The following is a 22,846-nucleotide window of genomic DNA, read 5'->3' on the forward strand; positions in this document are numbered from 1 at the left end:
CTCGTCGTGATCGCCACCGGCGCACCATGAACCTCCGCCGTGACCACCGACGTCACCGTCCCCTCATGCCCTGCCAGGGAGAAGGCGGCCAGACCGGTGACCAGGTCCCACACCCGGAGCACGCCGCCCGCATCGCCGGTGACGGCGACGACCCTGCCGTCGAGGCGGGCCAGGGCGAGGGCGCCCCACCCATGGGCGTAACCGGACAGCACAGCGGTGTTCGACGCGGACACCGCCGAGCCGGTGGCCCAGCGCGGCGACCACAGGGTGCCGAGTGCCAGCTCACGAGCGAGGGGCACGGCTTGGAAACGTGCCGCGTCGATCATGAGGATCTGGCGGCGCAGCTCGGGGCCAAGAGGCTGGTGCACGGCGTAGGAAGCGCGATAGACCGCGCTCGCGAGTCGCGCCCGCTCGGTGCGTGCCTCGCCGAGGACGGGCAGCATCGACTCGGGTGCCGCGTGGACCAGGAACTCGGTGTCCTCCAGCAGGTCGCTCACCCGGCCCGCTCGGGACGCGTGCTGGGCGGCGTGGCGCAGCACGTACGGGTCCGCCACATGCCAGGCCCTGGGGCCCTCGCCCGTCGACGGCACGGAGGCCAGGAGCCGCTCATAGACGAGATCCGCATGGGGCCATACGACAGCCCGGCTCATGATGCACCGTCCGCGGACCCGATCGGCTCGGTGCGCAGCCGCTCCGCCAGGCCCTCGTGGAAGAGGCGGAACAGCGTCGTGCCGTCCACGTCGACGTCACTTCGCAGGTAGAAGCGGGCAGCGTCCAGTGCCTGGCGTACCTGGTCGAGCGGGAGCGGCGAGGCCGGCGTCCCGGGTTCGGCGAAGGCGGTGGCCACATGGGCCAGGACCCGTTCGGGCATTCCCTGGCTCTCGGCATGGGCGAGAGCCCTCAGCACCGACCGCACGTGGTGCCGGTCGGGCAGGCCGGCGAGATCCAGGTCGAGCAGCGCGGGCAGATCGCGCGGGACCGCGAGGCCGATCGTGCGCGCGACCGCCGGGTCCACCTCCACCCGCCCGCCCAGCAGGGCCCGTACGTAGAGACCGGACACCAGGAACTCCCCCCATTCCAAGGGCCCTTGTGCCTTCTCCGCATCAGGGTCGTTGACCCCGGTCAGGCGGGCGGCGATGCCCTCGGCGAGGGCCGCTACCGCTTCGGCGGCCACGAGATCGCGGTAGCCGGTCTCCATGGCCAGCAGGTCGCCGACGTACTGTCGCAGGTCCTCGTACAGCTCCTCCGGTGGCGTGTCGTCGAGGCTGACGAACTGTCCGGCGTCCTTCGCCATGCTGGTCAAGGTCGTGAACTCGGGCCGCTGCCGGGTGCCGACGAGCAGGCGGAGAGGTGTGTCGCCGGAGAGGGCCACCCGGGCGAGCGGCTGGAGGAGCGCCTGCGCCACGTCCGCCGGGCGCTCCGCCTCGTCGACCGCGTCGATCACGAAGGTGCACGGAGGGTTTCCCCTGCGGCCGACCAGCCGACTGAGGCCGTCCGCGTCCCAGCCACTGGGCCGGTCCGGCTCGGCGGCTCCCAACTGCCGGGCCAGGGAACCGGCGATCTGCGTCAGGTCGCGCCGCCGCCCGTGCACGACCGCCAGCCGCGCGTTCCGTGCCGGAGCCGTGTCGAGCCGCCGCCACAGCTGGTCCGTCACGTCGCGCAGGTCCGGGTGGGCTGCGCTCATGAGCACGCCGAGCAGCGCCGACTTGCCCGAGCCAGGCTTGCCGGTCAGCAGGCCGAAACCGGAACCGTGTCCGTTCAACCACCTCGTCAGTGCATGGACCTGGCTCTTGCGGCCCCGGAAATAGCCGCGCTCCAGCCCTCGCCCGAGCAGCTGGGCACCCGCGGCGCGCAACATGAAGTGATCCGGGTCGAAGGCCTCGTCGAGCAGGGAGCTGATCCCGGCCTCCAGACCGGGCAGTGTGCTCCTGCGGGCCCGGTGCCGCGGGTTGGGAAAGAACGGCAGATCCTCGACAAGGTCGGTGAAGGGCACCCGGCTCACGTCGATCTGCTGGGAGAAGCCCTCGGCGATGCTGAGGTCGGTCACCGCGCGGGAGATCTCCCGGGCGATCGTGGGCAGCGGAATGTGGGCGTAGGACGAGCTGACGCGCAACTCACCGTCGAGGTACCGGTTGAGGACGGAGTACGCCGCTTTGCTCAGGCGGTAGTCGAAGGCCTCGTCCTGCGGTCCGCACGCCGCGATCACCCAAGCTCGGCGCCGTGCCGTCGGCATCCTCTGGTGCCAGGGAAGCGTCGCCGCGATACCGGCGTGGCAGAGGTCGAGGAGGAACAGCGTCAGGGGGCGGCTTCGCTCAGGATGGGATTCGATGAGGCTGATCCACGCCGAGACCGGATCGTCCAGGTTCTCGCCGTCCGCGCCGACGACGTGCAGGCCGCGTTCCCCTGCCTCGGCCAGCCTGCCGTGCCCCACCACGTGGACGACGAGGACGGACGTGTCCGCGCTCGTCACCGCCTGGCGGATGTGCCTCCCGGGATCGGTCGCCAAGTCCCTCGGGCTGCGCAGCCGATAGCCGAAATCCTGGAGGACCTTGGCGATCCGCGCGGCGTGCGAAGGCGCCTCCACGAGTGGGTCGAGCGCATCCAGCGGCGCTAAGCCCTCCTCGTCCTTGGTATCGACAGCCAGACCCAGAGTCAGCACTTCTCTCGCACCGACAGTGTGGTTGTTCACGTCGTTCACTTCGTCCCCCACCCCGATGGCCACACACGATAGTGAGACACCACCACGGCAGGGCGCATAAGCGAGAAAACGACCTCAGGTCGTTCGAGGAGGCGTCAGGATGAGTACCGGGGGCGGCAGATCGGCGGACAGCCGTACGACGCCGGACACTGTGGGAGGCTGAGTACACCGGCTGCGCGCGGGCCGGGCAGACGGAGGCAGTCGGGCGTTACGGGGTGGGGAGACATGTCCGAGGAGACGCTGGCCCATCGGCTGCGCACCAGGTCCGAGGAGGCCCGCAGGCGGTTCCTCGAACCCGTCAACGAGCTGGCCGGGCTGGCCACCGCACTCGATCTGCCGCACACCGCGGAGAACCTGGCGCGGACCGCGAGCGACCTTCATGAGGACACCTTCAACCTGGCGGTCGTCGGACGCTTCAACAACGGCAAGTCCACCCTGCTCAACGCCCTGCTCGGCGAGCGGACCCATCCGGTGGGCACGACGGAGGACCAAGGCCCCCTGGTGACGGGCTACTACCCGTCCACCGCGGTCATCACGACCGTCTCGTACAACCCCGAACCGACTGTCGAGGCCATCGACGTCGATGGGCGCCGGGAGCCCTGGGACTGGGAGCGCTACTGGAACGAGTCGACCCTCCTGAACAGAAGGGCGGGCCGGGACGGCGACAGCGCCGGCATCCGGGAGTTCCAGATCGGCTTCCCGGCCACGCTGTGCGAGGCAGGTGTGGTCCTGCTCGACACTCCAGGGCTCGACGAGGACGATCTCCGGACCAGCGTGACGCGCGGCGCAAGCGAGTCCTGCGACGCGGTGATCGCCGTCTACCGCTCGGAAGCCCTGATGGGAGCCGCTGAACTGGCGCAGATCGAGGCGCTGGCCGACAGCGGTCTGCATGTCTTCACGGTGATCAACGACATCGACGGCAGAGCGGGCGAGGAACTGTCCGAGTTCGTGTGGAACCGTTACGTGCACGGACGTCTGGGCGGCCCGCCCTACACCGGTCAGGATCTCGCCGCGCACGACATCTTCATCGTGGACGTGGAACGCGCGCGAAGGGGGCGCCTCTCCGGCGACCAGGCGGAGATCGCGGCTTCAGGACTGGCGGCCCTGGAGGCCCGGCTCGCGGACTTCCTCGTGAACGAGCGGCAGGCCCTTCATCTCGACGCGTACGTCCGCGAAGCACTTCTGAGCATCGGCGGGCTGGAAGAGCAACTGCGCGGGCGGGTGCACGCCATGACGTCAGCCGACGGACGTCCGGCGAAGGGCGGGGCCGACCCGGCATCCGAACTGCGTCAGATCCGCCACCGTGTGACCAGCCTCGAAGACATCTTCCACAGCTACGCACAGCGAACCGTCGCCGCCCTCACCGTCAGTCTTCACGCGGAGATCGAAGGACTCAGGAAGGAACTTCCCGCCCTCATCGGCTCCCTCGACCTCGACCTGGGACGCCTGACCGGCGTGCTTCAGGCCAAGCGCGCGAGCGAAACACTGAACAACGCCATAAGCTCACTCGTCGTACAGCGACTCAACGCGTGGTCCGACGGGATGGCGCAACGCCTCCTCGCGCCCCTGCTCACGGAGCTGTCCCAGCGGCTGAGCGAAGAAGTCAGCACGCTGGGCCACGAATTGACGGCCGTCCGACTGCGCCTCGGCTGGGACGAACTGACGGCCGAACGGATCTCTCCGGTGGAGCACCGGACGCTCGCGGCCGTGGCCGGCTTCTCGCTGGGCGAGCTGGGAGCCGGACTGGCCCATGGTGTCGGTGGCTGGCGTGGCGCGGCCGGAGGAACCGTGGCCTCGTCCCTGCTGGTCGGCGTGCTGGGCGTGGCTCCCCTGGTTCTTCCCGCGGTAGCCGTCGCCGCGGCCGTGGCCGGAGCCGGCGCCGCCGGCAGTCACCGGCTGGCGGATCGGATCAAGCGGTCCACCCTGGACGAGGCGGACGCATGGCTGGCGGCTCTGCCGACCCGGGCGCTACCACGTCTGACCGCCCATGTGCACGCCGAGTTCGACGCGATCCGTGGCGAGTTGCTCGGTTCCGTCAACGCGCTGATCGACGAGGAGGAACAGCTGTTCAGCCGCTCGACAGCCGACAGCGCGCCCGAGCGGGCACAGCGGGAGGCCGCCCTCGCCCACCTGCATGACGCGCTGGCCCGGGTCACCGACGGACGGGCAAGGCTGAAGCAGGTGGCATCCCCGGGGCCGTCGGAGGACACCTGAACGGCGGCGACCAGCCGCTGAGCCGAGCTACGGAGGTGCCCTCGGGCCGCGGGCCACCCGAGCATTGTCAAGCCCTCCGCCCCGGTCTAGGCTCCGTCGACGCGGGAGATCCTCAGCAAGGGCGCCGGGGCCGAACTCCACGTCCGCCGCGGAATCCCCCGGAGGTGCCTTGTGCACGCGACGGCAGCACAGCTGTCCTCGGACCGACGGGACATGCTCCTCGTCGCACTCGTGATCCCCCTGCACGGACCGGCCGGGATCTTCGGCCTGTCCTGTGAGTTGTCGGCGCGGCTGGCCACGGAGGAACTCAACGCGGCGGGCGGCGTCCTGGACCGCGAGGTGCGGCTCGTCGTCGTGGACGGCGGCGGCGAACCCCGGCAGGTCGCGGACGAGGTGGCCGGTCTGGTCGCGCTGGGCGCGGTGGACGCGGTCGTCGGCTGGCACAACTCCGCGGTACGCCAGGCCCTGGCACCGCGGATCGCGCACCGGGTGCCGTACATCTACACCGCTCAGTACGAGGGTGGCGAGGAGACGCCCGGCGTCTTCCTCACCGGAGAGACGGACGTCCAGCAACTCGCCCCGGCGATGCGGTTGTTGGCCGGGGCCACGGGGGCGCGCCGCTGGTGCACCGTGGGCAGTGACTACGTCTGGCCGCGGGTCACCGCGCGCACCGCCCGCCGCTTCGCCGGAGAGTGCCGCGGCCGTGTGGTGGACGAGGTGTTCGTGCCGCTGGACACCGAGGAGTTCGGCCCGGTGCTGCGCCGGGTCGAGGCCAGCGGCGCGGACGCGGTGCTGATGCTGCTGCTCGGGGACGACGCGGTGCGCTTCAACCGGGCGTTCACCGCGGCGGGGCTGCACCAGCGCTGCATACGACTGAGCACCCACATGGACGAGAACCTGCTGCTGGCGACCGGTGCGGAGGCGTCCGAGGGCCTGTGGGCGGCGGCGGGCTACTTCGATTCCCTGATGACCTCGGAGAGCCTGTCCTTCGGTCATCGCTACGCCCGGCGCTTCGGTGCCGAGGCCCCGGTCGCGGGAAGCCTCGGCGAGTCCTGCTTCGAGGGCATCCTGCTGCTCGGCGCGCTCGCCGAGGGCCGCGGGTCGCTCGCTGTGTCGGCGCCGCCGGGGCCGGACGAGACCATCTCCTACGAGGGTCCGCGGGGCGCGCTGCGGCTGCGCGGCAACCATCTCGAACAGCGGCTGTACCTCGCCCGGGCGGACGCCCTGGACTTCGAGATCACCGCTCAGCTCTGAGAGATCACCGTCCAGCTCATGGAGTTCATCGCTCAGCTGTGACCTGCTCCGGGGATCGCTCCAGCACGAACTCCAGCCGCGCCAGCCCCTCCACCAGCTCCCGCACTCCGGGCAGCTCGCCCAGCACCTGCTCCTGCGCCTGCCGGGCCAGCACCGACACGGCACGGTGCCGGGTCCGGCCGCGGGCGGAGAGGTAGACCAGGACGCGCCGGCCGTCCCCGGGGTCCTTGCGGCGGTAGACCAGCGTCGCCGACACCATCCGGTCGACCAGCTTGGTGAGGCTCGGCGCGGGCATCAGGGCGTAGTCGGCGACGTCGGACATGGTGTGTCCGCGGCCGTCCGCGAGCAGCGCCAGCACCCGCCACTCCTCGACGGAGCAGCTCTCGGCCTCCAGCGCGGCGGCCAGCCGACGGGTCATCAACCGCTCCGCGCTGCTAAGCAGTCGGGGGAGATCGCGGGGCGACTCCGACAACACTTCAACCCTCCTCGGCGGGCCCAGGGAGAACCGGCGCACAGCGCCGACCCTACCTCGCCTCGGTGAGTGCTTTCCAGAGAAAGGATCTGGTCCCGGGGCGCCCGCGGTGCTCCTGGCTGGTGTCACCCCAGCGTCTCCGGTAACGGCCTCACCTGCAGCCCGAACGCTGTTACTTCCAACAGAAATTATTCATCAACGGCGCCGAAACGCCGGGGTAACAGCATCGGCGCAGTCTGTGACCGCACTTCAGTCCACCAGCTCGGCCGCTACCGCACCGTACGGCTGGGAATGCGCGCGCCCACGCAGCCGCCCTTCACGCCCTGAGTGCCCGTACATCCCGTCCCCGATTTCTTCCCCCTTCTTCCCAACGCCCCTTCGGGGCAAGGAGGTAGTGCATGTCCGGGCTCAGCATCAGCCGTCGCGGTCTTCTGGCGGGCGTCTCCGCCCTCGGTGCGTCCGCCGCCCTCAGCGCGTGCGGCGCCAAGACCGGCGACGACACGTCTTCCGGCACCGCGGCCAAGGCCGACACCTCCGGCAGCACCGTCAAGGTCGGTCTGCTCAACTCGCTGTCGGGCACCATGGCCATCAGCGAGGTGACCGTCCACAACGCGCTGCTCCTCGCCGTCAAGGAGATCAACGCCGTCGGCGGAGTGCTCGGCAAGCAGCTCAAGCCGATCAGCCAGGACGGCGCCTCCGACTGGCCGACCTTCGCGGAGAAGGCCGAGGGCCTGATCACGGACGACAAGGTCGTCGCCACCTTCGGCTGCTGGACCTCCGCGAGCCGCAAGGCCGTCAAGCCGGTCTTCGAGCGGCACAAGTCGCTGCTGTTCTACCCCGTGCAGTACGAGGGCCTGGAGCAGTCGCCGTACATCTTCTACACCGGCGCGACCACCAACCAGCAGATCGTGCCGGCGCTGGACTACCTGAAGAAGCAGGGTCTGACGCGGCTCTACCTGGTCGGCAGCGACTACGTCTTCCCGCGCACCGCCAACAAGATCATCAAGGCGTACGCCGACGCCAACGGGATGAAGGTGGTCGGGGAGGACTACGCGCCCCTGGGCTCCACGGAGTTCAGCACCATCGTCAACAAGGTCAAGGACTCCGGCGCCGACGCGGTGTTCAACACCCTCAACGGCGACAGCAACGTGGCCTTCTTCAAGGAGTACAAGTCCTCCGGCCTGACCGCGAAGAGCATGCCGGTGCTGTCGGTGTCGATCGCCGAGGAGGAGGTCAAGAGCATCGGCACCCAGTACCTGGAGGGCCAGTTGACCGCCTGGAACTACTACCAGACCACCCCGGGCGCGGCCAACACCGAGTTCGTGAAGGCCTATCAGGCCGCGTACGGCAAGGACAAGCCGACCAGCGACCCGATGGAAGCCGCGTACATCTCGGTCTACCTCTGGAAGGAGATGGTCGAGAAGGCGGGCTCGTTCGACGTCGCCAAGGTCAAGGCGGCCACCGACGGCATCGAGTTCGACGCCCCCGAGGGCAAGGTCACCGTGGACGGCGCCACCCAGCACGTGTACAAGACGGCCCGCATCGGCAAGGTCGGCGCGGACGGTCTCATCGAGGAGGTCTGGAACTCGGGCAAGCCGATCAAGCCGGACCCGTACCTGAAGGGCTACGCCTGGGCCTCCGGACTCTCCTGACCCCCGGCCCCGCCGCGGTGCCCGGCCTCCTCACCGAGGCCGGGCCGCGTCCACGGAAAGCCCGCACGCCCGTCCCCGACCCGGAGCCGCTTCATGACGGTCATCCTCAACCAGAGCTTCACCGGCATCAGCATCGGTGCCGTCCTCCTGCTCATCGCCCTCGGGCTGACCCTGACGTTCGGTCAGATGGGCGTGATCAACATGGCGCACGGCGAGTTCATCATGGCCGGCGCCTACACGACGTACGTCCTGCAGCAGTCCATCAGCGGTGCCGGCGTCTCCCTGCTCGTCGCGCTGCCGCTGGCGTTCCTCGTCGCCGGAAGCCTCGGCGCGCTGCTGGAGTGGCTGCTGATCCGGCGCCTGTACACCCGGCCGCTGGACACCCTGCTGGTGACCTGGGGCGTCTCCCTGATGCTCCAGCAACTCGCACGGGACATCTTCGGCGCGCCCAACGTGCAGACCCGCGCGCCGGATCTGCTCACCGGCAACATCTCGGTGGGCGGCATCACGCTGGCCAACAGCAGACTGTTCATCCTCGGGCTCGCCCTGCTGTGCGTCCTCGGTCTCACGCTCGTGCTGCGGCTGACGCCGCTGGGCCGCCGGATCCGGGCCGTCGTACAGAACCGTGACCTCGCCGAGGTGTCCGGCATCGCCTCCGAACAGGTCGACCGGACGACCTTCTTCATCGGCTCGGGCCTGGCGGGCGTGGCCGGAGTCGCGCTCACCCTGGTCGGCCCGATCGGCCCGACGACGGGCACCAACTACATCGTCGACGCCTTCCTCGTGGTGGTCGTCGGCGGCATCGGGCAGCTGAAGGGCAGTGTGATCACCGCGTTCGTGCTCGGGGTGCTCCAGGCGGTGCTGGAGTACTCGACCACGATCAGCGTCGCGAAGGTCGTCGTGCTCGTGGCGATCGTCGCCTTCCTCCAGTGGCGGCCCCAGGGCCTGTACACACTGCGCACCCGGAGCCTGGCATGACGACAACCGTGACCCCCACCGCCCCCGCCCCCGCGCAGCCCTCGGCTCCCTCGGTGCTGACGCGCCTCCGGGTGCCCGGCGGCTTCCTGCTCGGCGCCGTCCTGCTGCTCGGTGTGGCGCCGCTCGTCCTCCCCGACTTCCGGCTCTCGTTGCTGGCCAAGTACCTGTGCTACGCGATCGTGGCCGTCGGCGTCAGCCTGGCGTGGGGCCGCGGCGGGCTGATGGTGCTCGGGCAGGGCGTCTTCTTCGGCCTCGGCGGCTACGCCATGGCCATGCACCTCAAACTCGCGGACGCCGCGGCGACCGGCCAGACGCTCCCCGACTTCATGCAGCTGTACGGGACTTCGGACACACTGCCCTGGTGGTGGAAGCCGTTCGGGAACCCGCTGTTCGCCATCGCCATGACGGTGCTGCTGCCGATGGCGGTCGCCGCGGTGCTCGGCTTCTTCGTCTTCCGCCGCCGGGTCAAGGGCGCCTACTTCGCGATCCTGAGCCAGGCGCTGGCCGCGGCCCTGGCCATCTGGCTGGTCGGCCAGCAGGCCACGACGGGCGGCACCAACGGCCTCACCGACATCCAGGGCTTCTTCGGCTACGACCTCAATGACCCGGTCAACCAGCGGACGGTGTACGTCATCATCGCCGCGGCCCTGCTGCTGGTGATGGCCCTGGCCCGGCAGCTGTTCGTCAGCCGCTTCGGCGAACTCCTCGTCGCCGTACGGGATTCCGAGGAGCGGGTGCGCTTCCTCGGCTACAACCCGGCCAACGTCAAGCTGGTGGCGTACGTCGTGGCCGCCGGCATGGCGGGCCTCGCCGGGGCCCTCTTCGTCCCGGCCGTGGGGATCATCTCCCCCGCGCTGATCGGCATCGTCCCGTCCATCGGCTTCGTCATCGGCGCGGCGGTCGGCGGCCGGGCCTCGCTGGTGGGCGCGGTGCTCGGCGCGATCGCCGTGGCCTGGGCGCAGAGCACGCTCTCCGACGCCTTCCCCGCCGCGTGGACGTATCTCCAGGGCCTGTTGTTCGTGCTGGCGGTCGGCTTCCTTCCGGGCGGCCTCGCCTCCCTGGCGACCGTCGTGCGCAACCGCCGTACCCGCCCGACCGGATCAGGAGAGACAGCATGAATGGCGAGGGACTGACCGTCCGCGATCTGCGGGTGACGTTCGACGGCTTCACCGCCGTCGACGGCGTCGACCTGGACATCCACCCCGGCGACCTGCGCTTCCTCATCGGCCCGAACGGCGCCGGGAAGACCACGCTGGTCGACGCCGTCACCGGTCTGGTGAAGGCCACCGGCTCGGCCCGCTTCGCCGGCCAGGAGCTGCTGGGCAGGCCGGTGCAGAAAATCGCCCGCACGGGCATCGGCCGTACGTTCCAGACGGCCACGGTCTTCGAGGAGTTGACGGTCCTTCAGAACCTGGACATCGCGGCCGGCGCGGGCCGTGGCGTGTGGACGATGCTGCGGCGCCGCAAGGACGTGCCGGAGCCGGTGGAGAAGGCGCTGGAGACGATCGGCCTGTCCGCGCTGCGCGACCGCCCGGCCGGGGTCCTCGCGCACGGTCAGAAGCAGTGGCTGGAGATCGGCATGCTGCTCGTGCAGGACGTACGGCTGCTGCTGCTCGACGAGCCGGTGGCCGGGATGAGCCATGACGAACGCCAGGCGACCGGTGAGCTGTTGCAGCGCATCAGCGAGGAGCGGACCGTCGTGGTCATCGAGCACGACATGGACTTCATGCGGTCCTTCGCCCGCAGCGTCAGCGTCCTGCACTCCGGGCGGATGCTCAGCGAGGGCACGGTCGCCGAGGTCCAGGCCGACGCCAGGGTCCAGGAGGTCTACCTCGGGCGCGCCACCGAACCGGCGCCCTCGGCACCCGTAGCGTCGACTCAGGAGGCCTGACGCCATGTTGGAGATCAAGAACGTGCGGGCCGGATACGACCGCAGCCCCGTCCTGCACGACACCACCGTCACCGTCCCGAACAACGGGGTCGCCGCCGTCCTGGGTCACAACGGCGCCGGCAAGAGCACCCTGTTGCGGGTGGCGATGGGCCTGCTGAAGCCGCAGCGCGGCAGCGTACTGCTGGACGGCGAGGACATCACCCGCCTCGCCCCGCACCAGCGGGTCGCCCGCGGTATGGCGTACGTCCCGCAGGGCCAGCAGTCCTTCCCGCACCTGACCACCGCCGAGAACCTCCAACTGGTGGCCGACGGCCGCAGCGGCGGCAAGGCGGCCATCGCCGAGGTTCTGGACCTCTTCCCGGTCCTGCGGGAACTGTCCGCCCGCCGCGCGGGCCTGCTCTCCGGCGGCCAGCGCCAGCAACTGGCCATCGCCCGGGCTCTGATCACATCCCCGAGGCTGCTCCTGCTCGACGAGCCGACGGAGGGCATCCAGCCCTCCGTCGTCGCCGAGATCGAGGAGACCGTCCTCACCCTGACCCGCCGCGGCGGCCTCTCCGTCCTCCTCGTCGAACAACACGTCGGCTTCGCCATGCGCGCCGCCCAGCGCTACTACATCCTGGAGGCGGGCCGGGTCACTTCCTACGGCGAGGGGGGCGCGGACGCCGAAGGGGCGGTACGGGAGGCGCTGAGCGTGTGACCTTCCCGTGGCGTCACCGCGCCGCCTCCGCCCACGCCACCCCATCCTCCGAAGCCACAAGACCCCCGGGCCGCACCGGCGTCTCCGCCTCCAACGGGCCGCCGAACAGCCCCCGTTCCTGAAGGACGGCGGGCTTCCCCGGTCCCGGCCGCCGCGCGCGAAGGTGCGGGTTCTGGAGCGCGGCAGCGTCATGGTGCCGGCCCCCACTGCACACCGACCGGCGGGCCATGGACGGTGACGGTGGAGCCGTGCGGTTCAGCCGGCCCGAGCACGTCGGCTTCCGCCTCGTGCGCGGGCCTGTCCCGTATGTCGTCGAGTCGTTCGTCCTGACCGAACTGCCGGCGGGTGCCGGCCTGGCGTACGAAGGGACCATGAGCACCGATCTGTGGCGTGTCGGGGCCTGGTGGGGTAAGCAGGTGGCCGCCCAGACGTGCTCGGCTACGGCCTGCTGATCGCGCAGAAGCAGCGCGAGAGGTAGACCTCCGCGCGGTCCGGTGCCATTGACGGGCCTACTCGTCGGTACGTAAGCGCCCTCACATACCCGGCCGTTCACCGCTCCTGGTGTCGGAGCCGAGAGCCGCCCACTACGGCTGGTACGAGATCCGCGTCCAGCACGACCCGGCGACCCGGGACCCGGTCATCGACGCGGCCGGAACGATCCAGCGCACCCTCGCCGACACCCTGGACGCCATCGGCCCCGGCCCCATCGCCGCCCTGCTCACCGCGCTGCTGATCGGGGGCGTGACCCTGCGCCGCCGACGTCCGGGCACCCGGACGTCACGCTCAACGCCCAGCCACTGCACCTCCCCACCGGCGCGGTGTCCGGGCTCAGTCCCGGACCGAGCCGGGTGAGCCGCCGAGCAGCAGCGGCCACACGCTGGGCATCTCGGTGACCGGTACCTCGATCAGGGAGGGTCCCGGTTCGGCGAGGGACTCCTTCAGGGCTCCGGCGAGCCGTGCCGGGGTCTCCGCCCGCCCGGCGGGGACCCCGAAGGACTCGGCAAGGCGCACGAAGTCGGGGCTGGTCAGGTCGCTGCCGATGAAGCGGCCCTCGAACTCGTCCGCCTGGATGCGCCGTACGTTTCCGTAGGCGTTGTCGTTGAAGACGACCGCCGTGACCGCGATGCCGTACCTCCGGGCCGTCGCCAGCTCCTGCATGTTCCAGCAGAACCCGCCGTCGCCGTTGACGGAGACGACCGCCCGGTCCGGGTTGCCCACCTTCACCCCCAGGGCGGAGGGATAGCCGTAGCCCAGCGTGCCCTGGTAGCCGGGGGTGAGGAAGGTGCCCGGGTGGCGGACGGGGTAGCCGACGGCGGCCAGATAGCCGACCTGGGTCAGCTCGTTGACCAGGAAACCGTCGTCCGGAATGGCCTCGCGGAGCGCGCGGACGTACGACCACTGCGGTTCGACGCTCTCGATCCGCCGCGCGCACCAGGCGCGCGCGGCGGTCAGCTCGTCGGCGGACCACTCGGGCTCCGGCCCCGCGCGGCCCGCGGTCAGTACGGCCCGCAGCTCCTCCAGTGCCCTGCGGGCGTCGGCGCAGAGGGTGAGGTCGGCGCGGCGGGGCGGCCCCAGGTCGGCCGAGTCCGCGTTGACCAGGACGACTTTCGCTCCGGGGGCGGTCGGTACGGCCGCGCCGCGTGGGGTGACGAAGCGGCTGCCCACGACCAGCACCGCGTCCGCCGAGGGCAGCAGCCGTTGGGCTGCGAGGCTGGGGAAGGCGAGCCGGTGGTGGGCCGGGACGGCGCCGCCCGAGTTACGGCTCATGACGACCGGGGCGGACAGCTCCTCGGCCAGGGCGGTCAGGGCGGCGCCAGCCCGCGCGGTAAGCACGCCCCCGCCGGCGTAGAGCAGGGGTCGGCGCGCGGCGCGCAGCACGGCGGCGATCTCGTCCAGTACAGCGGGGGTCAACTCGGCCGGTCCGAGGTCGGCGGGTGTCCGCTCGGCCGGTTCGAGGGCCGTCTCCGCCCGTGCCGTCAGGATGTCCGCCGGGATCGTCAGCGCCACCGGCCTCGGGCGGCCGGACCGGGACCGCCGTACCGCCTGGTGCACCAGGCCGGGTATCCCCGCCGGGTCCGCGGCCCGGGCCGACCACTTGGTGACGGAGGTCAGGACGCCGTCCTGGTCGGGGAGTTCGTGCAGCATGCCCAGGCCCCGGCCGGCCAGCGGCGAGGGGATGTCGGCCGCCACGCACAGCATCGGTGACGAGCAGGCGTATCCGGTGGCCACGGCGGGCAGGGCGTTGAGCACACCGGGGCCCGGGACCACCAGGCAGACGCCGGGCCGCCCGCTGGTCCGTGCGTACGCCTCCGCCATATGGGCCGCGCCCTGCTCGTGGCGGGCGGCGATGTACTCGATGGGTCCTCCGGAGGCCCGGGCGCGGGCCAGGGCGTCCAGGACGTGGTCGAGTTGCACACCGGGCACCCCGAAGACGTGGCGGACGCCCTCCCGTTCCAACTGTCCGACCAGCGCCTGTGCTCCGCTCAGCTCCATGTGACCACCTTCTTCTCGTCCTCACTCGGGCGCGCTTCCTCGGCCGGGCGATCCCTGGCGTCCCGGCGGTCCAGCCAGCTCAGCACCGGCACTGTCATGACCGTGGTGACCAGGGCGACGAGGACCAGAGCCGCGAACAGCTCGTCGCTGACGATGCCTGCCGCGAGACCGATGTTGAGCGCGATCAGCTGCATCAGCCCGCGCGCGTTCATCAAAGCGCCGACCCGGACAGCGACCGGACCGGGTTCCCCGCGCAGCCGGGCGGCGGCCCAGCAGCCGCCGAACTTGCCGAGCACCGCCAGCACGACGGCCGCCGCCCCGAACGCCATCACGGACGGGTCGGAGAACACGTCGAAGCGGGTGTTCAGGCCGGAGTAGGTGAAGAACATCGGCACGAACACCACCTGGGTCACGGACTGGGTGGTGCGCACCAGCCGGTCCGACGTCTCGCCGCGCGGCATCGCCATCCCGACGCAGAACGCCCCGAAGACGGCGTACAGGTCGATGATGTCCGTGAACCAGGCGGCGCAGAACAGCACGGTGACGGTGAGCAGGAGCCGGGTGTCGTCGCCGAAGCCGGGCCGGTTCACGATCCACGCCAGCAGACGGCGCCCCGCCCAGAACAGGACGGCGAGGAACAGCAGGGAGCCGCCGACCGCCGTCAGGATGGGCTCCACCTCGCCGGAGGCCACGCTCAGCACCCCGGCGAGCAGGATCCAGGCGACGGCGTCGTCGGTGGCTCCGGAGGCGAGGGAGAGCGAGCCGAACCGGCTGCCGGCCAGGCCCCGTTCGGTGATGATTCGGGCCAGCATCGGGAACGCGGTGATCGCCAGGGCGACGCCGACGAACGCCGCTGTCACCCAGACCGAGACCCCGTCGACGAAGATGCCGACGTGACCGTGGGCCACAAAGGTCAGGCCCACGCCCAGCATCAGAGGGATCGCCACTCCGGCGGAGGAGACCGCGACGGCGGTGCTGGCCAGCCCGCGGCCGGCGTGCGCCCGGAACTCGTATCCGGCGGCGAACATCAGGGTCACCAGGCCGATCTGCCCGGCCACATACAGCACCGGCTTCAGCTCCGACGGGAAGACCTCGGCGGAGAGGCCCGGGGCGACCAGCCCGAATAGCGAGGGGCCGAGCAGCACGCCGGCGATCATCTCGCCGACAACCGGTGGCTGGCCGAAGCGGCCCGCCACCAGGGCGACCAGACGGCACGTCAGCAGGATCACGACGGCGGCCAGGAAGAAGGCGGGAGCGAGTTCCACGGGAGTCATGGTGTCGTTCCTGTCAACGGCCGGCGGGGACGGAGGTGGCGGAGCCGCCGGGCGAGGCGGCGAAGTAGTTCCGGCACAGTCCCAGGCGCCGGGCGTCCCACACCATGTAGCTGCCCAAGGCGAGTTGGACGAGGCTGCGCGGGATCGCCGCCCAGCGGTCGGCCAGCCGCATCACCGCGAGCCGCGACCGGCGGCGGACAGGACCCCATGCCGCTCCGGCGCGCGGGACGAGCAGACAAGGTCCGCGGCTGGGCAGCGAACGGGTGTGCTCCGCCGAGGACTCCAGCCGGAACCGCCGGAGCGTCTCCTCGGCCGCGACCCGCATGGTGAGTACGGCGAAACCGCGGGCCGGGCAGGGGCGGTTGGCGGTGACGCCGAACGGGATGGAGGCGGTGGGACGGGTGTCCGGGGACAGCCACCGGTCGGGGTCGAAGGGACCGGCGTCGGACCCTTGGTACTCGGGGTAGTTGAACAGCAGGACCGAGCCGGCGGGAATGGGGTCCCTGCCCTGCCTGGGGATGTCGCCGGACGTGATCCGGTGGGCCACGCCGAAGAGCGGGAAGTGCTGCAACGTCTCGTTGATCACCCGGTCCAGGAAGTCCGGGTCCTCGGCACCGGCCGACAGGCGGTCCTGCACCGGCCGGTGCGTGGCGAGGACGAGCAGCAGGTGCGCCATCGCCTCCGACATCTGCACCACGGCGGTGTTGAAGAACGTGCCCTGCAGGTAGTACGCCTGCTCCCGCTCGGTCAGCGTGGACGGCAGCGGCACGGGCGGCGGGTTGTGGGCGAGCCGGTCGCGCAGATGGGCGGTGAGCCGGTCCCGCCGGTCCATGTGCCGCAGCCGGGTGCACTTCAGGGCGCTGACGACGTCGTCCGCGTTGCCGACGATCAGATCACGGACGTGGCGCGGGCACCGCTCGCGGAAGACGACCTCGTAGTAGACCTCGGCCCACACCGGCATCATCAGGTCGCGCAGCCGCACGCGGTGGGCCCCGCCACGTGCGCTAACCGCGTCGAGTTCGTCGAGGACCTGCCGGGTGCAGCGGCCCACCAGCTCGGTCCACTGGTCGCGGGAGAGCCCGGCCAGGATCTGCCGGGTGGTCCGGGCGACGTCGTCGTAGCGCGGCCCGGGCTCCAGGTGCTCCTGGTGCACCTCGGGGCCTGGGGACAGCCAGTACCAGAACAGGTCGGACAGCGCGGCGCCCCGGCTGCGGCCGTTGGCCGCGGGGTGCCCGTACACCTCCTTGAACTCCTCGGCGGGCACCTCACGCCCCGGTGCTTTGATGCCCTCCTCGCCACCGACCCGGGCGAAGATGCGGACCCGCAGGGCGACGACCGTACGGGGCAGCCAGTACGGCAGGCTCACGGCCAGCGCCGCGGTGAGTACGAGGGCCGCCAGTCCGAGGCCGCTCATGACACCGCTCCACCGAACAACCGGCCCGACCACGCGGGGCGGACCAGGTCGGGGGTGAGGTCGTTCAGGCCGGACGCCCCGCACAGGGCGAGTGTGTCGTCGAGTTCCTCGCGCAGCAGCTCCAGCAGCCGCCGTACGCCCTTCTCGCCGCCCTCGGCCAGGGCCCACATCACGGGACGGCCGATCCCGACGGCGGCGGCGCCGAGCGCCAGCGCCTTGACGACATCGGTGCCGCGTCGGACACCGCCGTCCAGCAGGACGGGGATCCGCCCGGCGACGGCGGCCGTGATCTCGGGGAGCAGTTCGAGGGTGGCCGGTACGGTGTCCAGTTGCCGTCCGCCGTGGTTGGACAGCAGCAGTCCGTCGACGCCGTGGCGTACGGCGAGGCGGGCGTCCTCGGGATGCAGCACGCCTTTGAGGAGGATCGGCAGTGAGGTGATCTCGCGGAGCCAGTCGATGTGGCCCCAGTTCAGCTCCGGGGACATGACGATCTGCCGTACGTGACCGCTCTCGCCGTCCCGCAGATCGCGCAGGTTCTCGCAGCGCAGGCCGGCCGGCAGGTCGTGGAAGCCGTTGCGCCGGTTGCGTTCGTTGGCGCCGAGCACCGGGGAGTCCACGGTGACGACCAGCGCCGTGCATCCGGCGTCGGTGGCCCGCCTCACCAGTGTCTCGGTGATCTCCAGGTCGGGCTGGATGTACAGCTGGAACCAGAGCTGCGCGGTGGGGCCCCCGGCGGCGCGGGCGGCGTCGGCGATCTCGCCCACCGCCACTGTCGACGCCATGGACACGATCATGATGGTGCCGGTGGCGGCGGCGGCCCGTGCGGTTGCCGACTCCCCTTCGGGATCGACCAGTTTGTGGAAGGCGGTCGGCGACAGCAGGATCGGCATGCTCGCCCGGCTGCCGAGCAGCGTCGTCCCCAGTTCCCGCGCCGCGCTGCCGCGCAGCGCCCTGGGCAGCAGGCGCAGCGCGCCGAACGCCGTCTCATTGGCCCGTACGGTGATCTCGTCGCGTGCCCCGCCGGCGATGAAGTCGGCGAAGACGGGATCGAGTTTGGCGCGGGCGGCGGTCTCGAAGTCGTGAACGGTCAGCATCATGGCGTCCGTCACCGGCCCGCCGGCACCGCGGTGGTGGTCCGTCGGCCGAGCTCGCGGGCGAAGAACGCGGCGAGCGGAGCGTGGTGGACCGCCGGGTCGTCCCACTCGTTCTCCAGGTTCTCGGCCATGTGATGGGTGCCGAGGAGTTCGCCGCCGCGGTGGTGGCGGATCACCGGGTGGAGGTACGCGGCGTCGAAGGCGTCGTCGACCGAGTTCTGCGCGGTGCGGCGCACGGTGATGTCGAAGGGGTCGACCTTGTCGTGGTCGGGCCCGTACTCCAGGGTGATGGTGAAGTAGTCGGCTTCTCCCGCGAGTCGGGCCTCATGTGCGTACGCCACGGGGACTTCCTCGTGGTAGCGGGGCGGTTCGCCGGGCGCCGCGACGATCAGGTCGCCGATCACCGCGAACTGCTGCCACAGCGCCGAGCTGCGGTTGACACGCGCCAGCACGGCGTCCGCCAGGGCGGTGGGCGCCGCGTCGAGGGGCCGGTGCGGCCAGCGGCGGTCGTGGTGGCGCTCGTCGAGGATGCGGGCGAGGGCCCGTACGGCGTAGCGGAAGCCGTGGATGAAGCCGCCGGTGGACTTCTTGAAGTCGCGTTGCTGCATGAGGGTGCCGGCGAAGTACAGTCCGGGCACGTTCACCGACTCGTACGCCGGGGAGAGTGCGGCGAAGCGGTCGTCGATGACCAGTTCGGGGCGGCAGCCAGGGTCGAACGCCGAGGCGTCGAAGCGGAAGCCGGTGCAGACGATGACCCGGTCGTAGCGCAGCTCCTTCACGACCTCGTCGGCGCGGGAGAAGCTGAAGCGGACCCGGTAACCCCCCGCGGAGCCCTCGTCCTTCTTGACGATGGACAGGACCTCTCCGTCCAGCAGGGCGTTCTGCGACTTGAGTTGGTAGGTGTCGAGGAAGTTGTTGTTGACCGCGCGCAGATGTCCGACGTAGTGGCTGTTCCAGGCCATCCGTATGGAGTGCGGGCCGGCGACATGGATCACCGCGGCGGTCTCGATGAGGTTGTCCGCGGTCTCCAGGGCGGAGTTGCCCTTGCCGAGGATGAGGACGCGCTGGTCGGTGAAGTCCTCTGGGTCCACGGAGACGACGGAGTAGTCCTCTGCCGTCTCGATGCCGGGGATGTCGGGGGTGTTGGGCAGCGTCAGTCCGGTGGCCATCACCAGGCGGCGGGCGCGGTGCTCGTGGCCGTGCTGGTCCGTGACGACGAAACCGCCGTCGATGTCGCGCCCGATGCGTACCGCCCGCGTGTCGTGGGCGATGTCCAGCTTGAACGCCTCGGCGAAGTCGGCCAGATAGCGGACCAGGTCGTCGGCGTGCGGGAAGTAGCGCTTGCTGTAGCGGCCGAACAGCAGCTCGGGGTCCGGGGACAGCAGGGAGTTCCAGTCCATCCGGAGGTTCAGCTCGGGGTCGTCGGTGCCGTTGTGCACCTTGTTGATGGAGATCAGCCTGCGGTGGCGGGGGAAGGTCCGGAAGAAGGTTCCCGGTGCTCGGCCGCTCTCCAGGATCCGGTATCCGTGGCCTGCCGCCTGGAGTAACTGCCCGAGCTGGAGCCCGGCGGGTCCGCCGCCGATCACGAGGTAGTCGAGAGGCTCACTGTGCATGGGGTGCATGGATCTCTCCTTGCGCTCCGGGCGAAGGCATGCCCGAAGACCGTTGGGGGGTGAGCAGAGGGGGAAGCGCGCGTACGTGATGACGTGCAGAGGCCTGTCGCCGTCCGGCACGGGCGGGGTTCGCAGGGTGCGATGAGCGTCGGCTGCTTGGCAGGGGCATGACAGTCGTCCGACCCCATCGGATTTCCCTTTGAAATCTCAATGAGCACGGTAGTCACCGTCGCCAGACACAGGCAACAGGGCCCCGGCGATGACAGGCATTCGACAGGCTCCCGTCAGGAGGCTAACGGGTCGCGCCCGCCCGGCGGACCGCCAGGAGTGCCGCGCCGATGTCCGCCGCCGCTCGTGGATCGGACAGGGAGCGGGCTGTCAGCTCCTCGACGCGGCGCAGCCGGTAGCGGACGGTGTTGGGGTGGACGAAGAGGCTCCGCGCCGCGTCCGTGGCGGAGCCGGCGGCGGCGTACCAGTGCTCCAGGGTCTGAAGGAGACGCGCACGCTCCGCGGCCGGGAGATCGAGCACGGGCCGGAGGACCACCTCCACGAGGTGCGCCGCCTCGGCCGGGGCGGCGGCGACGACCATGGCCAGCGGGTTGTCGTCGAACCGTGCGACGCCGGGGCCCGTGCCCTGGAGCCCGGCCAGAGCCAGCCGGGCGAAGCGCAGGGCCTGAGGGGTGTCCCGCAGCGAGTGAAAGCACGGGCTGACGCCCACGCGGGCGCCCGCGCCGCGCAGGATGCGCAGGCAGGCGCTCTCCGCCGTCGCCGTGGGCAGGGCGGCCAGACCGATCTGCTGGTCGGGCAGCAGCCGCCAGGCGAAGGGGATCTGGGCCTGACGCAGTGCCGCGTCCGTCCCCGCCAGCGGCTCCTCGCCGGGAGCGTCGGCGGACGCCGCGGCCACCACGTAAGGTCCGCGGTCGGGCAGCCCCAGCTCGCGGGCGGCCTCCCACAGCGTGCGGTCGGCGATGACGCCGGTGAACAGCGCCTCCACCAGTGCCGAGCGGCGCGCCTGACGCCGCGAGGTCAGCTCGGCGGTCGTCTCCCGGTAGGCCGCCGCCACCGCCTCCGCGTAGTGGCCGAACAGGGCCCAGATCTCCGCGGACCGGGACACCAGCTGGGCGTCGGTGACCTCGGGATGGGTGCGGGCCTCGGCGAGGACCTCCGTCCACAGTTGCTCGAAGCCGATCCGGTACGCGTGCAGAGTGTCCGCCAGCGGCACGCCCTGCTCGGCGCGCAGGCGGCCGGTCTCCCGGGCCGGGCTCGGAGCCTGCGCGTCCGCGCGACCGAACTGGTTCAGGAGCAGGTCCGCGTTGGCGGTGCAGGAGCGGCGCAGCGAGTCGAAGGGGATCAGTGACTCGTCCTGGTAGGCATCGACCTCCGAGCGAATGCGCTGCGCCATCCGCTCGCCCAATTCCGGCAGCCGCGCATGAAGCGCCGAGACCACTCCTGAGAAGTTCATTGCCGCAGCGTAACGCCCCTGTTTTGTTCTCGGGAACAATCCGGCAGGGCAGACGCTGTCAGACCGCACATAGGTCGTCGCCACGGACATCTGCACGATGTCGTCAGCGTGAACAGCGGATTTCGACGGTGACGTTCGTGGAGGCGGTCATGGCCAATCTGGCGCAGTTCCTGGTGGAGACGGCACGACGGCAGCCGGAACGCCCCGCGCTGCGGTTGGGAGAGCAGGTCACCAGCTATGCGGAGCTGGACGAGCGCAGCGCCCGCGCCGCCGCGCTGCTGCGGGCCGAGGGCGTACGACCCGGCGACCGGGTCGCGCTGATGCTGCCCAACGTCCCCGAGTTCGTCGTCCTCTACTACGGCGTACTGCGCGCCGGAGCGGTCGTCGTACCGATGAACCCGCTGCTGAAGACCCGGGAGACCGAGTACCACCTGCGCGACTCGGGCGCCCAGATCCTCTTCGAGTGGCACCAGGCGCCGGGCGAGGGCGCGCAGGGCGCGGCCGAAGCCGGAATTCGGCACATGGCCGTCGAACCGGCCGCCTTCGCGGGCCTGCTCGCCGGTCACGAGCCGCTGGTGGAGGTGAGCGAGCCGGACGGCGAGGACGTGGCCGTACTGCTGTACACCTCCGGCACCACCGGCCGCCCCAAGGGCGCCACCCTCACCCACACCGGGCTGCGGCACAACACCGAGGTCAACAAGGTCCATGTGCAGCAGATGACCGAGGAGGACGTGGTCGTGGGCTGCCTGCCGCTGTTCCACATCTTCGGCCAGATCTGCACGATGAGCGTGACCGTCCGCGCCGGTGCCACGCTCATCCTGGTCCCCCGCTTCGACCCGCAGACCGTGCTGGACGCCATCGCCCGCGACCGGGCGACGATCTTCGAGGGCGTGCCGACCATGTACGCGGCGCTGCTCCAGCACCCGTCCGATGCCGATGTGTCCACGCTGCGGATGTGCGTCTCCGGCGGAGCCTCGCTGCCGGTGGAGATCCTGCACGGCTTCGAGCGTCGCTTCGGCTGCGTGGTGCTGGAGGGCTTCGGCATGTCCGAGACCAGCCCGGTGGTCACCTTCAACCACCCCGACCGGCCGCGCAAGGCCGGGTCCATCGGCACCCCGATCAAGGACGTGGAGGTCCGGCTCCTCGACGACAAGGGCCAGGACGTGGCCCCCGGCGAGATCGGCGAACTGGCCGTCCGCGGGCCGAACGTGATGAAGGGGTACTGGAACCGCCCGGAGGAGACCGTGGCCACCATCCCGGACGGCTGGCTGCGCAGCGGCGATCTCGCCCGCCGGGACGAGGACGGCTACCTGTACATCGTCGACCGCAAGAAGGACATGATCATCCGCGGCGGTTACAACGTCTACCCGCGCGAGATCGAGGAGGTCCTCCACGAGCACCCGGCCGTCGCGCTGGCCGCGGTGGTGGGCGTGGCCGACGCGCACCTGGGCGAGGAGATCGCCGCCGCGGTCGTCCTGCGCCCGACGGCACAGGCCACGCCCGACGAGCTCCGGCAGTTCGTGAAGGAGCGGGTGGCGGCGTACAAGTACCCGCGCGAGGTCTGGCTCGTCGACACCCTCCCGACCGGCCCCAGCGGCAAGATCCTCAAGCGGGAGATCAGCGCGCCGGCGGGGTGAGAT

19 protein-coding genes are annotated in these 22,846 nt (G+C 70.9%); 10 read left to right on the forward strand and 9 right to left on the reverse strand.

What is annotated here, in order from left to right; all coding sequences use genetic code 11:
* Together H4N64_RS36405 and H4N64_RS36410 are read right to left on the reverse strand one after the other, a co-directional pair.
* Positions 1–650 (reverse strand): WD40 repeat domain-containing protein (locus tag H4N64_RS36405; RefSeq protein ID WP_472910311.1); only part of this gene is annotated, 650 nt, incomplete at its 3' end.
* On the reverse strand, positions 647–2,689 hold the full coding sequence (locus tag H4N64_RS36410; protein WP_186286877.1) for an AAA family ATPase: 2,043 nt from the start codon (positions 2,687–2,689) through the stop codon (positions 647–649). The genes H4N64_RS36405 and H4N64_RS36410, both read right to left, overlap by 4 nt.
* A 234-nt stretch (positions 2,690–2,923) precedes the next feature.
* Here H4N64_RS36410 and H4N64_RS46245 point away from each other — a divergent pair, with 234 nt between their 5' ends.
* Both H4N64_RS46245 and H4N64_RS36420 read left to right on the forward strand, forming a co-directional pair.
* Positions 2,924–4,912 (forward strand): dynamin family protein, encoded by a 1,989-nt coding sequence (locus H4N64_RS46245; protein ID WP_186286878.1) that lies wholly within the window; start codon positions 2,924–2,926, stop codon positions 4,910–4,912.
* A gap of 213 nt (positions 4,913–5,125) precedes the next feature.
* On the forward strand, positions 5,126–6,166 hold the full coding sequence (locus H4N64_RS36420) for a substrate-binding domain-containing protein (protein WP_186286879.1): 1,041 nt from the start codon (positions 5,126–5,128) through the stop codon (positions 6,164–6,166).
* A 25-nt stretch (positions 6,167–6,191) separates the two neighbouring features.
* Here H4N64_RS36420 and H4N64_RS36425 read toward each other — a convergent pair whose 3' ends face one another.
* Positions 6,192–6,584: a MarR family winged helix-turn-helix transcriptional regulator gene (locus H4N64_RS36425; protein WP_186286880.1), complete on the reverse strand. Its 393-nt coding sequence runs from the start codon at positions 6,582–6,584 to the stop codon at positions 6,192–6,194.
* 452 nt (positions 6,585–7,036) lie between these two features.
* Here H4N64_RS36425 and urtA point away from each other — a divergent pair, with 452 nt between their 5' ends.
* From urtA to H4N64_RS45890, 7 genes are all read left to right on the forward strand, one after another.
* Positions 7,037–8,290, forward strand: a complete 1,254-nt coding sequence (gene urtA, locus H4N64_RS36430; protein ID WP_186286881.1) for an urea ABC transporter substrate-binding protein — start codon at positions 7,037–7,039, stop codon at positions 8,288–8,290.
* Positions 8,291–8,383: 93 nt separating this feature from the next.
* Complete coding sequence (gene urtB / locus H4N64_RS36435; protein WP_186286882.1) at positions 8,384–9,268, forward strand: urea ABC transporter permease subunit UrtB; 885 nt, start codon at positions 8,384–8,386, stop codon at positions 9,266–9,268.
* A complete protein-coding gene (urtC, locus tag H4N64_RS36440; protein ID WP_186286883.1) occupies positions 9,265–10,386 on the forward strand; it encodes an urea ABC transporter permease subunit UrtC in 1,122 nt (373 codons plus the stop codon). Before urtB ends, urtC begins: the two co-directional genes overlap by 4 nt.
* A complete protein-coding gene (gene urtD / locus H4N64_RS36445; RefSeq protein ID WP_186286884.1) occupies positions 10,383–11,159 on the forward strand; it encodes an urea ABC transporter ATP-binding protein UrtD in 777 nt (258 codons plus the stop codon). Before urtC ends, urtD begins: the two co-directional genes overlap by 4 nt.
* 4 nt (positions 11,160–11,163) lie before the next feature.
* Positions 11,164–11,856: an urea ABC transporter ATP-binding subunit UrtE gene (gene urtE / locus H4N64_RS36450; RefSeq protein WP_186286885.1), complete on the forward strand. Its 693-nt coding sequence runs from the start codon at positions 11,164–11,166 to the stop codon at positions 11,854–11,856.
* Between the two features lie 248 nt (positions 11,857–12,104).
* Positions 12,105–12,308: a hypothetical protein gene (locus tag H4N64_RS36455; RefSeq protein ID WP_186286886.1), complete on the forward strand. Its 204-nt coding sequence runs from the start codon at positions 12,105–12,107 to the stop codon at positions 12,306–12,308.
* A 109-nt stretch (positions 12,309–12,417) separates the two neighbouring features.
* The gene (locus tag H4N64_RS45890; protein ID WP_260860191.1) at positions 12,418–12,708 is read left to right on the forward strand and encodes a hypothetical protein; all 291 of its coding nucleotides are present in this window, start codon (positions 12,418–12,420) and stop codon (positions 12,706–12,708) included.
* Here H4N64_RS45890 and H4N64_RS36465 read toward each other — a convergent pair.
* The 6 genes from H4N64_RS36465 to H4N64_RS36490 all read right to left on the reverse strand — a co-directional run bounded on the left by H4N64_RS36465 (position 12,685) and on the right by H4N64_RS36490 (position 21,191).
* A complete protein-coding gene (locus H4N64_RS36465) occupies positions 12,685–14,349 on the reverse strand; it encodes a thiamine pyrophosphate-dependent enzyme (protein WP_186286887.1) in 1,665 nt (554 codons plus the stop codon). The two genes, H4N64_RS45890 and H4N64_RS36465, sit on opposite strands and share 24 nt — an antisense overlap.
* Positions 14,340–15,623 carry a cation:proton antiporter gene (locus tag H4N64_RS36470; protein WP_186286888.1) on the reverse strand — a complete coding sequence of 428 codons (1,284 nt, stop codon included), beginning with the start codon at positions 15,621–15,623 and terminating at the stop codon, positions 14,340–14,342. The genes H4N64_RS36465 and H4N64_RS36470 overlap by 10 nt, the downstream gene beginning before the upstream one ends.
* A 13-nt stretch (positions 15,624–15,636) precedes the next feature.
* Positions 15,637–17,037 (reverse strand): cytochrome P450, encoded by a 1,401-nt coding sequence (locus H4N64_RS36475; RefSeq protein WP_186286889.1) that lies wholly within the window; start codon positions 17,035–17,037, stop codon positions 15,637–15,639.
* Complete coding sequence (locus H4N64_RS36480) at positions 17,034–18,134, reverse strand: alpha-hydroxy acid oxidase (protein WP_222109820.1); 1,101 nt, start codon at positions 18,132–18,134, stop codon at positions 17,034–17,036. Before H4N64_RS36480 ends, H4N64_RS36475 begins: the two co-directional genes overlap by 4 nt.
* A gap of 8 nt (positions 18,135–18,142) precedes the next feature.
* Positions 18,143–19,753: an NAD(P)-binding domain-containing protein gene (locus tag H4N64_RS36485; RefSeq protein ID WP_186286890.1), complete on the reverse strand. Its 1,611-nt coding sequence runs from the start codon at positions 19,751–19,753 to the stop codon at positions 18,143–18,145.
* Between the two features lie 283 nt (positions 19,754–20,036).
* Positions 20,037–21,191: an RsbRD N-terminal domain-containing protein gene (locus H4N64_RS36490; protein WP_186286912.1), complete on the reverse strand. Its 1,155-nt coding sequence runs from the start codon at positions 21,189–21,191 to the stop codon at positions 20,037–20,039.
* A gap of 164 nt (positions 21,192–21,355) precedes the next feature.
* Between H4N64_RS36490 and H4N64_RS36495 the strand changes: the two genes are divergently transcribed.
* On the forward strand, positions 21,356–22,843 hold the full coding sequence (locus H4N64_RS36495; RefSeq protein WP_186286891.1) for a long-chain-fatty-acid--CoA ligase: 1,488 nt from the start codon (positions 21,356–21,358) through the stop codon (positions 22,841–22,843).
* Positions 22,844–22,846: the final 3 nt, after the last annotated feature.

The sequence above is a fragment of the Streptomyces cupreus genome (assembly GCF_014257025.1).
In the GTDB taxonomy this organism is placed as follows: Bacteria; Actinomycetota; Actinomycetes; order Streptomycetales; family Streptomycetaceae; genus Streptomyces; species Streptomyces cupreus.

What these genes read in the sequence shown, in the direction of transcription:
- H4N64_RS36465 (WP_186286887.1), bottom strand. Translation starts at nt 14,349, where the DNA reads ATGGAGCTGAGCGGAGCACAGGCGCTGGTCGGACAGTTGGAACGGGAG.
- H4N64_RS36475 (WP_186286889.1), bottom strand. Translation starts at nt 17,037, where the DNA reads ATGAGCGGCCTCGGACTGGCGGCCCTCGTACTCACCGCGGCGCTGGCC.
- H4N64_RS36485 (WP_186286890.1), bottom strand. Translation starts at nt 19,753, where the DNA reads ATGCACCCCATGCACAGTGAGCCTCTCGACTACCTCGTGATCGGCGGC.
- H4N64_RS36480 (WP_222109820.1), bottom strand. Translation starts at nt 18,134, where the DNA reads ATGATGCTGACCGTTCACGACTTCGAGACCGCCGCCCGCGCCAAACTC.
- H4N64_RS36495 (WP_186286891.1), top strand. Translation starts at nt 21,356, where the DNA reads ATGGCCAATCTGGCGCAGTTCCTGGTGGAGACGGCACGACGGCAGCCG.
- H4N64_RS46245 (WP_186286878.1), top strand. Translation starts at nt 2,924, where the DNA reads ATGTCCGAGGAGACGCTGGCCCATCGGCTGCGCACCAGGTCCGAGGAG.
- urtA (WP_186286881.1), top strand. Translation starts at nt 7,037, where the DNA reads ATGTCCGGGCTCAGCATCAGCCGTCGCGGTCTTCTGGCGGGCGTCTCC.
- urtD (WP_186286884.1), top strand. Translation starts at nt 10,383, where the DNA reads ATGAATGGCGAGGGACTGACCGTCCGCGATCTGCGGGTGACGTTCGAC.
- H4N64_RS36420 (WP_186286879.1), top strand. Translation starts at nt 5,126, where the DNA reads ATGCTCCTCGTCGCACTCGTGATCCCCCTGCACGGACCGGCCGGGATC.
- H4N64_RS36425 (WP_186286880.1), bottom strand. Translation starts at nt 6,584, where the DNA reads ATGACCCGTCGGCTGGCCGCCGCGCTGGAGGCCGAGAGCTGCTCCGTC.
- H4N64_RS36470 (WP_186286888.1), bottom strand. Translation starts at nt 15,623, where the DNA reads ATGACTCCCGTGGAACTCGCTCCCGCCTTCTTCCTGGCCGCCGTCGTG.
- urtE (WP_186286885.1), top strand. Translation starts at nt 11,164, where the DNA reads ATGTTGGAGATCAAGAACGTGCGGGCCGGATACGACCGCAGCCCCGTC.
- urtC (WP_186286883.1), top strand. Translation starts at nt 9,265, where the DNA reads ATGACGACAACCGTGACCCCCACCGCCCCCGCCCCCGCGCAGCCCTCG.
- urtB (WP_186286882.1), top strand. Translation starts at nt 8,384, where the DNA reads ATGACGGTCATCCTCAACCAGAGCTTCACCGGCATCAGCATCGGTGCC.